The 12,561-nt window shown below is 51.9% G+C and carries 16 protein-coding genes and 1 pseudogene; 2 read left to right on the top strand and 15 right to left on the bottom strand.

Annotated elements, in window-relative coordinates:
* Positions 1-12: 12 nt before the first annotated feature.
* The 5 genes from HP555_RS07235 to HP555_RS07255 all read right to left on the bottom strand — a co-directional run bounded on the left by HP555_RS07235 (position 13) and on the right by HP555_RS07255 (position 4,003).
* Positions 13-1,545 (bottom strand): DUF4139 domain-containing protein, encoded by a 1,533-nt coding sequence (locus HP555_RS07235; protein ID WP_199261021.1) that lies wholly within the window; start codon positions 1,543-1,545, stop codon positions 13-15.
* A 96-nt stretch (positions 1,546-1,641) separates the two neighbouring features.
* Entirely contained in the window at positions 1,642-1,893 is a 252-nt protein-coding gene (locus tag HP555_RS07240) for a putative hemolysin (RefSeq protein WP_199261023.1), read from the bottom strand.
* 85 nt (positions 1,894-1,978) lie between these two features.
* Entirely contained in the window at positions 1,979-2,575 is a 597-nt protein-coding gene (locus tag HP555_RS07245) for a PIN domain-containing protein (protein ID WP_199261025.1), read from the bottom strand.
* Positions 2,576-2,910: 335 nt separating this feature from the next.
* On the bottom strand, positions 2,911-3,408 hold the full coding sequence (locus HP555_RS07250; RefSeq protein WP_199261027.1) for a Slp family lipoprotein: 498 nt from the start codon (positions 3,406-3,408) through the stop codon (positions 2,911-2,913).
* 40 nt (positions 3,409-3,448) lie between these two features.
* Complete coding sequence (locus HP555_RS07255) at positions 3,449-4,003, bottom strand: Slp family lipoprotein (RefSeq protein WP_199261029.1); 555 nt, start codon at positions 4,001-4,003, stop codon at positions 3,449-3,451.
* A 299-nt stretch (positions 4,004-4,302) separates the two neighbouring features.
* Here HP555_RS07255 and HP555_RS07260 point away from each other — a divergent pair, with 299 nt between their 5' ends.
* Positions 4,303-4,509 carry a TOBE domain-containing protein gene (locus HP555_RS07260; protein ID WP_199261031.1) on the top strand — a complete coding sequence of 69 codons (207 nt, stop codon included), beginning with the start codon at positions 4,303-4,305 and terminating at the stop codon, positions 4,507-4,509.
* Between the two features lie 242 nt (positions 4,510-4,751).
* Here the strand turns inward: HP555_RS07260 and HP555_RS07265 are convergent, their stop codons facing one another.
* From HP555_RS07265 to HP555_RS07300, 9 genes are all read right to left on the bottom strand, one after another.
* On the bottom strand, positions 4,752-5,663 hold the full coding sequence (locus HP555_RS07265; RefSeq protein WP_199261033.1) for an HNH endonuclease: 912 nt from the start codon (positions 5,661-5,663) through the stop codon (positions 4,752-4,754).
* A 665-nt stretch (positions 5,664-6,328) separates the two neighbouring features.
* Positions 6,329-7,213 carry a hypothetical protein gene (locus tag HP555_RS07270; protein ID WP_199261035.1) on the bottom strand — a complete coding sequence of 295 codons (885 nt, stop codon included), beginning with the start codon at positions 7,211-7,213 and terminating at the stop codon, positions 6,329-6,331.
* Between the two features lie 175 nt (positions 7,214-7,388).
* Complete coding sequence (locus tag HP555_RS07275; RefSeq protein ID WP_199261037.1) at positions 7,389-8,486, bottom strand: serine hydrolase domain-containing protein; 1,098 nt, start codon at positions 8,484-8,486, stop codon at positions 7,389-7,391.
* Between the two features lie 63 nt (positions 8,487-8,549).
* Complete coding sequence (locus tag HP555_RS07280) at positions 8,550-8,924, bottom strand: cupin domain-containing protein (protein ID WP_199261038.1); 375 nt, start codon at positions 8,922-8,924, stop codon at positions 8,550-8,552.
* Positions 8,925-8,952: 28 nt separating this feature from the next.
* Positions 8,953-9,531, bottom strand: a complete 579-nt coding sequence (locus tag HP555_RS07285) for a nitroreductase family protein (RefSeq protein WP_199261040.1) — start codon at positions 9,529-9,531, stop codon at positions 8,953-8,955.
* A 27-nt stretch (positions 9,532-9,558) separates the two neighbouring features.
* Positions 9,559-10,287, bottom strand: a complete 729-nt coding sequence (locus HP555_RS07290; protein WP_233249296.1) for an SPASM domain-containing protein — start codon at positions 10,285-10,287, stop codon at positions 9,559-9,561.
* Entirely contained in the window at positions 10,268-10,441 is a 174-nt protein-coding gene (locus HP555_RS14105; RefSeq protein ID WP_233249307.1) for a hypothetical protein, read from the bottom strand. The genes HP555_RS07290 and HP555_RS14105 overlap by 20 nt, the downstream gene beginning before the upstream one ends.
* 82 nt (positions 10,442-10,523) lie before the next feature.
* A complete protein-coding gene (locus tag HP555_RS07295; RefSeq protein WP_199261044.1) occupies positions 10,524-10,718 on the bottom strand; it encodes a hypothetical protein in 195 nt (64 codons plus the stop codon).
* Positions 10,719-10,829: 111 nt separating this feature from the next.
* Complete coding sequence (locus HP555_RS07300; RefSeq protein WP_199261046.1) at positions 10,830-11,705, bottom strand: radical SAM protein; 876 nt, start codon at positions 11,703-11,705, stop codon at positions 10,830-10,832.
* 293 nt (positions 11,706-11,998) lie between these two features.
* Between HP555_RS07300 and HP555_RS07305 the strand changes: the two genes are divergently transcribed.
* Positions 11,999-12,340, top strand: a complete 342-nt coding sequence (locus HP555_RS07305; protein ID WP_199261048.1) for a winged helix-turn-helix transcriptional regulator — start codon at positions 11,999-12,001, stop codon at positions 12,338-12,340.
* A 42-nt stretch (positions 12,341-12,382) separates the two neighbouring features.
* Here HP555_RS07305 and HP555_RS14365 read toward each other — a convergent pair.
* Positions 12,383-12,547 (bottom strand): annotated as a pseudogene (locus tag HP555_RS14365) (ABC transporter permease); the annotation flags it as partial.
* Positions 12,548-12,561 lie beyond the last annotated feature (14 nt).

Raw genomic sequence — 12,561 nt, forward strand, 5'->3', positions numbered from 1 at the left:
GGGTGCATTCTCTTACCAATACCTGCCCGGATCAATGTGCAGGTCTTCCGGGGCCTCAAAGGTCAAGGCAACGCTTACTTTCTGCGTTGCGCCGGCATTCACACTGCCTTCCCAGATCAGGATATTGGGATCATCCTCCTGGACGGCAGGGGGTGTGGAGGTCAGGTTGAGCTTAATACGTTCATCCCGAGACAACGGTTTGGGTTCTTCCAGGCGATAGGTCAGGGCATGGGGCGCTGCATTGGTAATGACCAGATCCCACTGACGTGCAAAGGTTTGCTTGCTCTTAAACAACCCCTTGTCCCCGGTTTTTTTATCCCGCAGGGTGGTCTTGCAGGTCAGGAAAGGATCCACACCAAAGAACAGGGTGCTTTTGGTATCAGATAAGGCAAACTGCCTCTGATCCACTGTGGCCCCGTCAATGAGAAAAAAGGCTGAGCCTTTGGGAAAGTCCCTGGGTTCGTCAAAACTGATCTTGGCCTGCACATAGGCCTTGGCATCGACACTGGGACGAAGCAGATGCACAAACTCTGCCGGCCAGCGCTCTTTTTTAAGACTGAAAACCCGTGTTTCTCCGGCAGGCAGGCTGCGCTTGCCCATATCCCAGGCCGCATAGGTGGTGTAGCGTACTTCCTGGGGCGCAGCAGGTGCAGCAGACACAGCTGCTTCCTCCGGGGTACTGCGCATGCGCATGGCTCCGGCGGCCGCATCCATTGCAGCTGCTTTACGCACTACACGGGGCTGGATCTCCCATGGCCTCAGCTTCCCGGGTTCCCCGCGAAAATCCGGCTGCATGGTGGCCAGGTGCAAGGCGACCTGGGACCAGTTCTGGCCCGAGCGTTGCCACACCTTGGCCTGCCAGGAAAAATCAATGACCTTTTCCTGCGGCCTGGCTTCCAGACGATACAGTGGTGTCCACCCACAGTCAGCCATGGTGTAGTCAAAGGAAAGCTCCTGCACTGCCGGTCCATGGGACAGTACAGTGACCTCCCACACACGGCGATTCTGCCCCGCAGCCTGATTTATTTCCTCTTCCACTCTGGTTATGGCCTGATTCACTTCCTCAAGTTGCTGGTCTAAAATCAACAGCTTCTGCGTATTTGCTTCTAAAGCCTGCCCTGTTTCAGTGGCCAGCTGCTGCAGGGCGGCTATGCTCTGTTCCACAGGTTTATTCTGCGCTTCCCAAAAAGATATCCGCCCCCGCAGCCCGGCTTGTTCAGCCAAAAGAGTATTGCGTTGGGCTTTGAGTGCAGCCAGACGGGAGTTTAGGGTGGTTAAGGCTTCCTGGTTTGGTTCTTGACGTGAAATCCACGTCACATCAGCAATGGTTGTCTCCCTGGGTAAGGCTCCAAAACGCAGGGTTGCCGGGTCGACCTGGTCAGGCAAGGTCAAAATATAGGACGTAAAACCGTCCTCACCAGCCACAGGGGTAACCCTGGCAACTTCTTCCACCACTGCTGAGGCGGGAAAAAGAGTCACCTGGACCGGTGCTGCCCAGGCTGTCAGGGGCATCAGAAGTAACACAAACACAGATACAGGAATCATACATCCTCCTTTGCTGTTGTTCTTTCAAGCCCAACGCCTGCATTAAGCCGTACCTTGAAGCGGCGTTGGTGAAGTGAGCGGTTGGGGAACTACTGCTTACGTTTGCGGGGTATCACGGCGGAAGAGTTCCCACTCCTCCACAACGGAGCCGTCAGGCAGATGGCACATGCCCTTTTCGCCGGACGCATCTTTGACAATTTCGAGCTTGCCGCCTTTTTGCACACAGTGCTCGGAAGCAGGATTGGCGATTGCCGCATCCGGGCCAGGCTCTTTGGAGCTGCACGCCATGAGCAACGGCAGAATAAAGAAGCTGGAGACAAGGGCACGGTTGCTTAAAAAACTCTTCATACAGCCTCTCTTTTGGTTGGTGGCCGAGTGTTGCTATTGAGCCGTGGTGCAAAGCAGCGTCGGCTTGAATGAACTGTCAGCACCGTTATCCAGGAAGTGAGTAGGTGACTTTTGTGTCATTGATGATGACAAGTCCTTGCTTCTCCATGAGCTTAAGAAGGGCGGCAAGTTCTTCCTCTACAAGTGCCTTCTGAAACAGCGAGCTGATCGTGCTGGACAGAGTCTTGACTGTACGGGGTTTGGAAGCGCCGCGTTGTTTGAGGTTGGCGACAACCACGGCGATCTTTTCCGATGGTATTCTGGAGTTCGCTGCTTTGACTATAGGCATGTCGGTAATGTCTTGAGAACGGCATGCTAAGATTTTTTTGGCTTTTAGGTGAGCAATGAGAGGGTCAAAGCCTGTGTCCTTTGAAATGATGTGGAAGTAAGCGTCAGGATCTGTGGCAGCCAGATGGCCGATGTAGTAAGCGATATGGAAGTCTAGGGCATTAGGTCCATTGCCTGAAATTTTGATGTAGCTGGCGCTTGATCCCAGTCGTTGAAGCTGTGCTGCCACATCAAAGGTAATCTTGGCTTGATTGGAACCTACAAAGACAATGACCTTGAAATGCTCTTTTTCAAGAACGGAGAGTGCAGAAGGCTGCACGTTCTCGTAGTCAATGAGTACATAGTTTGTCCGCATCCAGTCCCCTCAATATGCGTTGCCGGCAGTATAACAGGTGGAAACAGCTCCACCTTTTTTAATCAGATAGATGAAGTACAGGTCATAGACGAAATGACAGTTCAATACACTGATTATACGCCAAACCTAAATTCCACCAACTCTAAAATTCAGATGAATAGAGCAGTATTTGAGAGGCTTTGCAGAGTATCACGATACCAGTCGCAGCGGGCAGGTGGGGTGATGTGAATTTTTTGTTCCGGCTGTTCTCCGGGCGGTACGATCCATCCTGTCCGTTTTGGTTTTTGGGCAGGATGGCTGTGTAAGGTGGCAGCATCGGCTATATCGACAGCCGTCTAAAAGTATGTTCCCACACCAATACCAAAGTGGAAGCGCGGCTCGGTCGATTCAGCGGGCGGCCACTTCTTTATTTCGATCAGCCTGATAACCGGGTACTCGTAATCCATCTGCCCGATGGTGCGATGCTCACTGCCGGTCACCGTGCCCACCACCGAGATCAGTGTCCCCTGCGGGTAGATCGCCGGATCGGTAAACTGATCTGTCTGAATGATAAAGCGACCTTCAGAACTGATCTCGTCGCGCGGTCGGCCGCTGTTGTCCAGGGCCAGGTGCAGTACCAGCAGACGGGTGTCCGCCGCACTCACCTCGGAGGAGATGATCTTACCGCCCAGCATCACCACCGTGCTTGTATGGAGATAGGATTGTTGCTGCAGGGCTTGAAACGTACCGCTGTAGGTGACCTGCGAACGTGCCTTTTGCGACAGGCCACCGGCACAGGCTGAAAGGAACAAAATCGCTGCCAGCAGCGCAACAAACCTGATTGATTGAGCCATGCCACGCCTCCGTGTTGTAGGCATTGCCTGTTTTTTTGTTTTACCGCCAGCGGTGGTAGCGATGACGCCAGTGCCAGGGGTAGGGGCCCCACCAGGGGTCGTAGTAGTAGGGGTGGTGCCAGTAATCGTAAGGCCGGTAGGGCTGTATCGTTGGTTTGGGCCACAGGTACAGCTGCTCGATCTGTAAGCGCAGAAAGGGATACTCTGTTTCGGTGTGGCGTTCTGTGGTTGAGCTGCCTGCAATGGTACCGGCAACCGTGATCTTGCGCTCTTTGGTGTAGACTTCAGGATCGAGAAAACCATTGTACAGCAGAATCAGGCGTCCTTGAGACAGGTCCTTTGATTGGGGCTCCTGCCCCGAGCTCAGAGGTGTTTGCAGGGCCACTATACGGGTGTGATCAGCTTTGTTTTCAATAGAGAGCACATAGCCGCCCAGAATGACTGTTTTGCCGATGTGCTGTTGCGCTGCAGCAACCAGATCGGCAAAGGAGCTCTTCCTGAGTGTTGGATCGGCAACAGTTGTCAGCGGCAGATCAGCACAGCCGTACAGCAAAAAGATAACGATTGGTAAGACAGCTATCCATTTCAGTTGCATGGCAATCGACCTCCTCTTTGTGCGGAAACATTACCACAGCAGCCAGCACACATTCAATGAGAGCTGTCAGCCACGAAGATGATTTTGCTGTGAGGTAACCAGGGTTTTTCCACACCTCTTTTATAACCAATGAGTTCTTGACGCTGTTTTTGCAAGTTTTATGAGAGAGTAGGGGACCGTTCTGTGCAATTAAAATAACCGGTTGGCTTGACTGTCAAACCAACCAGTATGATTTTAAAAGGAATTGAATGGAAACAGGTTCCGTTCATTTTTATTTATATATCCTGTGGAGGTTTGTCATGGCATTGAGCGCAAGGAACCAGATAAAAGGCAAGGTCAAAGATGTGAAGAAAGGTATGGTTATGGCTGAGGTCACTGTGGAGGTAGCGCCAGGCGTTGAAATTGTGGCAGCCATCACCACCAGCTCTGTGGAGCGGCTTGGTCTTGCTGTTGGAAAGGAAGCTCAAGTGGCTATCAAGGCGACAAGTGTCATGCTGAATGCCTGAACCCCTCCTGACCGCTGACTCTCTTTCCTGACTGCGTCAGGAATCTTCCTCTTTCCGTGTTTATTCTCCTGCGCTATTGATCCTTGGAATACTGCAGGAGAATGCTTTTTCGGCATTGAGACGATCAAAAATAGTCTGATCGTCCACTATCAGACAGCTCTTTGATTGAGCTGTTTTTTTATTGAAATACCCGGTTTATAAGGCCTTAGAAGTGGAACCGAGGCAGGATACCGCACGGGTGATTACCCTTTAAAAATATTCTCACGATGGTAGTTGAGATAATGTCGATGGGGTCGTACATCGGTTCGTGGTGGCAAAATAAGTCTGCGATTTTCATTTAAAAGCCGCATGACGGTGTCGGGTAAACGATCCATTGCCACAAGGATGGAATAATCATCGTCGATAGAAACTAAACCACGATCAAACATCCAGTGCACTGTGCCGGAAAGGGCTATACCATTTCTGATAGAGTCAGGTCCATTTTGAGAGACCGGTTGGATATGCGCTGCTTGCACTTCTGCACGACCGCCACCGTTGATAATTTTAAGCCCGGTCATTGCGCAGGTATCTTGATAGACTTCTTTTACCGAGACAGCAAAGGCAACATCACGGAATGGCCGGGCGACAATTCGTTCAATGATAGAACGTTCATAGTGAGTCATTTCCTCCCCCAGCTCATAAGGGGTTACCGGCAGTGTCTGGTTTTCATCTACCGTTGCCTCTAGAGATTTTGTAAAGCCGGCTTGTAGAATGAGGTCATACTCTTTGTCGGGAATCAACCTCACCGCACGACCAAATGCTCCCCTATTCGTCTTCCCATCATTCTTCCGTTGCAGGCTGCTTTCATAATAATGATGCCCTTCTTTGAAGGGGACGGCGTGATCGAATTCAAGATAATCTGCAACAAAGGCATAGTAATGATTTTTGTGGATATGATCGCGTTCAATGCTCAATAAACGGGCAGTGGCGAAATACGACTGTCTTCCACCTCTACTTGACAGGTCCCCGGAAATTCGCCGAGGTTCGTAATATATAATCCAGTCGCCAATGGCTTTTTCTATTTGGCCTAGATAGGTGCCGGGGAAATGATAGCGTTCTTCTGGAAGGTCATCATAGGTTGGATTGACCTTGGTTGTTAAAACAGCCTTTGTCATAAAAAATATCTCCTCGCTCTCCGCCGGCTGAAGACACCTTGAATTCGTTCATCTCAAATAGCTTTCAACATCCTGTTTTCACGTATTTATGAGACCTGATCGTTCCCGTCGTTGTGAGTGTCTTCTTCTCTCGATAGACCGCTGCGCAACTTAGGAAGGCCTTTCCGAACAGTTTCGGCATTTACCGGATTCTTCTATTTTAACAGATCAGTGCAAAACAGCACCCATATCTTCACGTATTTTGAGAAGAATCACGCTGCAGCAAGCTTGAGGAGTACCATGATTTTTGCTCATGACGAGAAAGTCAGCCGGCAAGAAACCAGACGGACTGCTATGTAGCGGGCAGGAGTGTCCAGAGAATAGATTTTATATTTAAAGGTTGGCTATTTTTCAGTGCGGTCAGAGGATCGTGAAGATCTCTGAGAATATGATGAACAGTGCTGCTCTTGTTTGCTTTGGCATAAAAGCAGTCTCTTCACATTCTCCATGACAAAAACAGATGGTCAGTGTCTGATCATGGCCAAACATGAAGATATCAAGCTTCGGTGCAGTGACAGGGGGAACTCAAGTCTTTTCAGCAAAGCATTTTTTTCAAGTTAAACGTCATTTGCCTTTCAATATGAAAGCCGGAGCAGCCCGAAGTCACGAGCCGCTCCGGCTGCAAATCAGTTCGCTTCCTTCGCAAACATGAATCCGGCAGTCATGTCCAGGTAGTTCAGACCGGCATAATCAGGAAAGGCCTTTTTCACGCGAGCAACAAAGTCATCCCTGTCACTGCTTTGCGCGGCCAAAGTCTGTACTGCCTTGATATAGGCGATTTTGGTGTCCACATCGGCCAGGGTTTCCGGCGTATGGTGACTGGAAAGGATCAGGACATAGCTGTTGGCCTTCATGCTCTCCAGCGAAGCCAGAACCGCTTTGATGTGCTCTTGCCCGGCAAGAATGGAGTGGGTATCAGCTCCAAGCATGTGGGTATAGATAACCTTGATGGCCGGGAGCGCAATATCATAGCCGTCACCGGCTTCGATGATTTTAACATCAATGCCGCCGACCGTATTGGCTCCCGCCTTGAGCAGAGAGTCTATAGCGGGGATTTGCGTATTGAAACCCGCACCGAAAGTCTGGCTGAGATTGGCAATAAGCTCCTTGGTGGCCCCGGCAGTCATGGCCTGTTTGGCTTTTGCGGTGGCGTGACTTTTGGCGTCGCCGTACCATTTGCCGCCAGTGGGATGATAGGAAAGGAGAATGTCGGTGAGCGGCTTGCCCAGGCTGCCGACATAACTTTTCCACTCCGCGATGTCGGCGTCAAAGGACGGAGACTCCATGGCCACAAGGTTCTTTGTTGTTTCCAGCAGGAAGGACGCATCATGCATTGGGTCGTCCGTCTGGTAGGCATGGAGTTTCAAAGCCCCAAAGTCATAGACCTGAACTGTCCCTTGCCCGAGTTTTTTCTCCTGCATGGAGTTGAACCCGGCCGCCAAGGCGCTGCCAGCAAATAAGGTCATGGCCAGCACAGCGGCCAACTTGATAATCAATTTGCCTTTCATCATGTTCTGTTCTCCAGAGAGTAAGAGGTTATTATAAAAACGATTCGTCAATCGTCCGGTCTGCGCCTAAAAATACAATGCAAAGAACGCACTCAATCACTTTGAGTTTCCAGCTATCTTTATTTGTTGACAGCCAGGAGCGTCTCCCAGTGGCAGGTGTTTCCAGGCCGATTATTTTTCAGGGTGTATCAACTTCGACAGCATTACGAATGGCTTGAATCTCCGGCCACAGGCGAAATGCGTTCTCGCGCTGATAGACAAAGACAATGCCAAAGTGTCCTGTCTTACGCTCCACCCAGGGGTAGACCCCGAATGCGCCGATGCTGGAACTGCGCAGACAGACACCTGCTTCATCCCAGGACTCACACCAGTTGCCCAGGCTGTAGTGCCCGCCCTTGATGGGGTTTTCGGGCGCGGGAGTCATGAACGCTTTAGGTGTCTGGTCTTTCAGCATCTCATCGACGCTGTTTTTTGAGAGTACGCGTTTGCCTTCAAACACACCTTCATTGGCCATCATGCTTAAAAAGCGCAGATAGTCTGCTGCTGTGCTGACTGCGCCGCCCTGCAGCACGGGATTAAGCGTTTCCGCCAAGGGCAGCTCTGTGGCCGAATCCAGTCGCAGATGCGTCCAGTAGGTGTGGCTCATGCCTAAGGGAGTGGCGATTTTTTCCTGAAAGACCTGGGCCCAGCGCTTCCCGGTTGCCGCTTCCACCACCGCGCCCGCCACCTGGAATCCCGGCGCGCCATAGGCAAAAACTTCACCCGGCACACTTACCAGCGGCCGCTGGGCCACGTCCAGAGCCGATTGCTCCAACGTTATGCGGTGGTCCTGGGCCAAGTCGTAGTACTCGCCCCTGGCACCTGCCAGCCCGGAGGTTTGTGACAGCAGTTGGCGCAGCGTCAGCTTGCCGGCAGCAGGCGGCAATTTCGGCAGCCAGGTGGCAATGGGCGCATCCATTTGCAGCTTGCCCTCATCCACCACAGCCATGACCGTTGCTGCGGTCAGGAACTTTGATGCCGAAGCAATGGGGTATTGGGTGTCAGCTTTGATGTTGCCGAAGCTAGTCAAGGCAATGATCTTGTCCCTTATGCCGATACCAACACTGAAACCCCCGGATCCTTTGGCGATCATGGCCTCGGCTGCCTGCACTGCTTTCGGCGGAAGTACTGCGCCTTGTGCAATGGTGCTGTTTCCGGTTACTTCCGTTGCCTGTGCCCCGACGGTTGATCCCAACACAAGGCTCAGGGACAAAAAGAAAATACTAAGCATGTTCATAGGCCTTCTCCTTAAACACGTTTATTGTTCAACATAAGCAGCAGATGGTAGAGGCCACTGCTTTTACAGCTGCACAAGGGCCAGGCGTACCGGTACTGTGCCTGCGTTCCAGCTGTTATGGCCTTTTCCGCGGATGTCAGTGGTCAGGATACAGGTCCCGGGATGCAGCGTGAACACGGTGCCGTCGCCGGCTTCATAGCCCATTTCTCCGGCAAGGCAGATGACCCACTGCTTTCTGGGGCTGGGATGCCAGCCACCCTGCCAGCCCACCGGCAACTCGATCATTGCCAGTGATTGCACATCCATAGGATGGGAGACAAACATGGGCGGTGCCGGTGGCGCAAACTCGATTGCCGTCAGTTCCTGGGTAAAGTGAGGATCAACGCGGGAAACATCGTCCTCGTCAACAAACAGATGTAAAAAGGTCCAGTTGTGCATGATCACTCCTCTTTGAGGTTCTATTGTATCAGGCAATCAGCTTGACCCTGTTTTCTTTGCGGGGTTTGCCGGCAGGCACAGTACCGTCCGGATAACCCAGGGTCACAAAAGCCTTGGCCTCAAAATTTTCATCAATACCCCATTCTTTTTGCAGCCTTTGCCCAGGCTCACCGGCAAAGGTGGCTTCAGCGCGCATGACCATGCAGGAGCCAATGTTCAGCGAGTATGCCGCCAGCATCATGTTTTCGGCCATCATGCAGCAGTCAGCCACAGAGTAGATAAAATCTTTCGGGCCGAAAAAAATCAGCACTGTGGGCGCCCCATAAAACCCGCTGGCAATCTGCGGATCATCTATAATACTCGGCTGCTCTTTGGATACATGCCTGCCGGGTTTTGGTGTGCCGAAAGCCTGTTTGTTAATTTTGCCAAGCTCATCATTTATGGCCGCATTCTGACAGGCAACGACCAGACAGGATTGCCTGCCGCCCGCATTGGGCGCATAGAGTCCTGCTTCCAGAATCGTGTTGAGTTCGTCTTTGCTAATCTGATCGGGACGATACCTGCGGATAGCGCGACGTCCCAGAATGGTTCTCATAGTCTCGTTCATGGTCTTTCCTTATTTTTATCTAATTGGTTAAACTGTGATACTTTTCCAGCATTGCGGATCAGCACTGTAGTGGCTGCCGGTGTAGCCGTAGGCCACGGCCGGACATCCCCTGCAAAAACGCATGAGTTCGCACTGTGCACATTTTTCAAACCTGGCATAATTACGGTAGGCATCCATACGGTTTCCCAGGAAAATTTCCGTCAGTTTGTTGTTGAAGACGTTGCCGACAGCGCTTTCCATGCGACGGCAGGCGTACACCGTGCCGTCCGGTAAGATGGTCAGATGGGAGATGCCGCAGTTGCAGCCGTCGTAAATGGTGGCAGCGTCCAGACCTTCCGGAATTTGGAATAAACCCTTTTCATACAGAAACAGGGTCCACAGGTGATCCTTGAGATTGAATACTGTGCCGGAGTCCTTGTGCTTTTGAAATTTTCCCCAGCAAACCTCCAGCAGAGCACGATAATCTTTCGGGGTGATATGAGTGCTTTTATCAGGACTTGTCGGACTTGTCGGGCAATACCGGGTAAAGGCGAAAACATCGGCACGGTGTTTAACAACAAGATCAATGATCTCCGGAAGTTCACTGCTGTTCAGGCCGGAAACGGTTGTCATCACAACGCTTCTGATACCAGCCGTGCGGAGGCAGGCTATTTTTTCCAGGGTGGTTGCAAAAGAGCCGGGTTTCCTGATGGTGTCGTGGGTCTGCTCCAAGCCGTCAATGGAGAGCTGGTAACGCTCACAGCCGAAAGAGCGCAGTCTGTGACAGACAGCTTTCCAGCGTTTTTTCCATGGCCTCCCACGGCATGGTCCGGATGGGAATATGGTTATCTTTGGCAAAGATATAACAGTGCGCACAGCGCTGGTCGCAATTGTCTGTAATATGCCACTGAAAAGAAAAATATCTGTCCATCTGGAGTTACCTCAATACATCAGGAGAATGCGCTGCCCCGGTTGCAGAAGACAGGGCCGGGGCAACGCATCTTCCCACTTGCCTACTTGTCGTCACCGGCTCCGCAGGAGGCGGTTGTAGACGCTTTTGGCTTGTCATCACCCGCGCCGCAGGAAGAACCGCAGGACGCTCCGATAGCCATACAGGCTGTTTTGCTGTTCAGATAGCCCTGGGCACTCTTGGGAGAAGAAAAGCCGCCTTTGTTGTTCCATACGTTCAGTTGTGCAAGTTTGTTCATGTGATTACCTCACTGATTCAGGGTTTATGGATATGCCGCCGCAACAGGAGCGGCCGGCCTGGTTGGGTGATTAAGGTAGTTGCCGCCTCTTTTTTCGTAGTTGTTTTCTGTTTACAGACCGTGCACCTGGCTTCGATAGTTGCGCAGCCAGGCCTCTCCACGGTCTATAAGCTGCTGCAGCTCGCTGGTCATGCGGTCGAGGTCTTCTGGAAGGTTGCCGCGGATAGGCGAGGGCATGGTCACATGTTCCGCCTTGAAGACGGTCGGTACGGTGATACAGCGCAGAAATTCCTGCATCTCCTCAAAGCGCTCCACTTCGGTGGCTTCTGCAAACTTGCCTGCCCAGACATCCTGCATCAGCGGCGTATCCGGGAAGAGCGTCAGTTGTGAGGCGTAAATCATCGTCGGCCGGATGATGTTGCTCACACGAGCCGTCTCACGGGCATGACTCGGTCCGTATCCCCGGCCTCCCAGTCCACCGAGAAAGTTGCCGACAAAGTCCATGCCTGCTTCGCCCAGCTTGGACATCTGCTCAATGATCACATCAGAGGTGTAGCCCTTGTTCATGCGCTTGAGCAGAAAATCATCACCGGTTTCTATGCCAAAGTAAAAGCCGCCGTAACCCATCTTGGCCAGCTCACGGAGTTCTTCCACGCTCTTGTTTGCAAGATTGTCCACCCGGGCATAGCCACCGATGGTTTTGACCCAGGGCAGATGTTCGTGAATGAGATCGGCAATCTCATGCAGCCTCTTGGACGACAGAATGAACGGATCGGCTCCCTGGAGAAAAATACGGTTGTATCTGGCTCCATGTATTGCCAGTTCCCTGATGTCGGACACTATCTCTTCCATGGGCGAGGCCTTGAAGGGGGCATCTTTGTAAAAGGTACAGAAGACACAGGCGTCATGACTGCAGCCGCTGGTCACCTGAAGATACGCATCATCAGCCTCGTAGGGCGGACGGTTGATATCACTTGAAAAATGCATCTCTTGACTCCTTATCTTTCTCCGGATCGGATAAATATTTGCCATGGTGGAAAACGTGGGGCCATCTTCCTGCCTCTGTACACTAATGCATTGCCAAGGCTTTGAAAGTACGCACTTTTTTATCCGGTTAGTTACCTTTGGGTTAGAATTGTGTGAATCCAGCAGGTTGGCGAGGAAAACTTTTTTTGGACAAAATCAGCGGATTGAAGGCGGTATCCCGGTGTGGTATATTGTACGGGACGTGCGGCATCCATTGCTGTATGCAGCATCACCTCACAAGCTTTGGGGGAGTAATGATTGTAAAAAAAGACTTACCGGCCTGTCCTGTGGCGACAACGGTTGGACTGATCGGCAACAAGTGGAAACTGCTCATCCTGCGGGATGTGCTTGGCGGCGCAAAACGCTTTGGCGAACTACATAAAAGCCTGGAAGGCATCAGCCAGAAAGTGCTGACAGATAACCTGCGCTCCATGGAAGAAGACGGCCTGCTGACGCGCACGGTATTCCCGGAAGTACCGCCCCGCGTGGAATACAGCCTGAGCCGGCTTGGCGACAGCATGCGGCCGATTATCAAAAATATGGAAGAGTGGGGATTGAAGTATAAGGAATTGGCCGCAAAGGCGACGCAGGAGTAAAAGGCGGGCAGGGCATCTGTCCCGCCTATCTTCATTTCCCGCTCAATCAAGAGTGCGGCGGAAGAACCGGGCGGACAAAAGCATGACCACAATGCCGAACAGGGCCACGGGCCAGATTGAAGGCCAAAGGTCGGCCCAGTCACTGCCTTTGAGGAAAACGCCCCGCACGGAGCGGTTAAAACAGGTCAGAAACAATACACTCCCAAGGCCCGGCTATCTCT

The organism is Desulfobulbus oligotrophicus (assembly GCF_016446285.1).
Lineage (GTDB): Bacteria > Desulfobacterota > Desulfobulbia > Desulfobulbales > Desulfobulbaceae > Desulfobulbus > Desulfobulbus oligotrophicus.

Excerpts from the sequence above, each read along its gene's own strand:
- HP555_RS07285 (WP_199261040.1), bottom strand. The coding sequence starts at position 9,531 with ATGAACGAGACTATGAGAACCATTCTGGGACGTCGCGCTATCCGCAGG.
- HP555_RS07250 (WP_199261027.1), bottom strand. The coding sequence starts at position 3,408 with ATGGCTCAATCAATCAGGTTTGTTGCGCTGCTGGCAGCGATTTTGTTC.
- HP555_RS07280 (WP_199261038.1), bottom strand. The coding sequence starts at position 8,924 with ATGCACAACTGGACCTTTTTACATCTGTTTGTTGACGAGGACGATGTT.
- HP555_RS07255 (WP_199261029.1), bottom strand. The coding sequence starts at position 4,003 with ATGCAACTGAAATGGATAGCTGTCTTACCAATCGTTATCTTTTTGCTG.
- HP555_RS07305 (WP_199261048.1), top strand. The coding sequence starts at position 11,999 with ATGATTGTAAAAAAAGACTTACCGGCCTGTCCTGTGGCGACAACGGTT.
- HP555_RS07240 (WP_199261023.1), bottom strand. The coding sequence starts at position 1,893 with ATGAAGAGTTTTTTAAGCAACCGTGCCCTTGTCTCCAGCTTCTTTATT.
- HP555_RS07260 (WP_199261031.1), top strand. The coding sequence starts at position 4,303 with ATGGCATTGAGCGCAAGGAACCAGATAAAAGGCAAGGTCAAAGATGTG.
- HP555_RS07265 (WP_199261033.1), bottom strand. The coding sequence starts at position 5,663 with ATGACAAAGGCTGTTTTAACAACCAAGGTCAATCCAACCTATGATGAC.
- HP555_RS07295 (WP_199261044.1), bottom strand. The coding sequence starts at position 10,718 with ATGAACAAACTTGCACAACTGAACGTATGGAACAACAAAGGCGGCTTT.
- HP555_RS07275 (WP_199261037.1), bottom strand. The coding sequence starts at position 8,486 with ATGAACATGCTTAGTATTTTCTTTTTGTCCCTGAGCCTTGTGTTGGGA.
- HP555_RS07245 (WP_199261025.1), bottom strand. The coding sequence starts at position 2,575 with ATGCGGACAAACTATGTACTCATTGACTACGAGAACGTGCAGCCTTCT.
- HP555_RS07300 (WP_199261046.1), bottom strand. The coding sequence starts at position 11,705 with ATGCATTTTTCAAGTGATATCAACCGTCCGCCCTACGAGGCTGATGAT.
- HP555_RS07235 (WP_199261021.1), bottom strand. The coding sequence starts at position 1,545 with ATGATTCCTGTATCTGTGTTTGTGTTACTTCTGATGCCCCTGACAGCC.
- HP555_RS07270 (WP_199261035.1), bottom strand. The coding sequence starts at position 7,213 with ATGATGAAAGGCAAATTGATTATCAAGTTGGCCGCTGTGCTGGCCATG.
- HP555_RS14105 (WP_233249307.1), bottom strand. The coding sequence starts at position 10,441 with ATGGACAGATATTTTTCTTTTCAGTGGCATATTACAGACAATTGCGAC.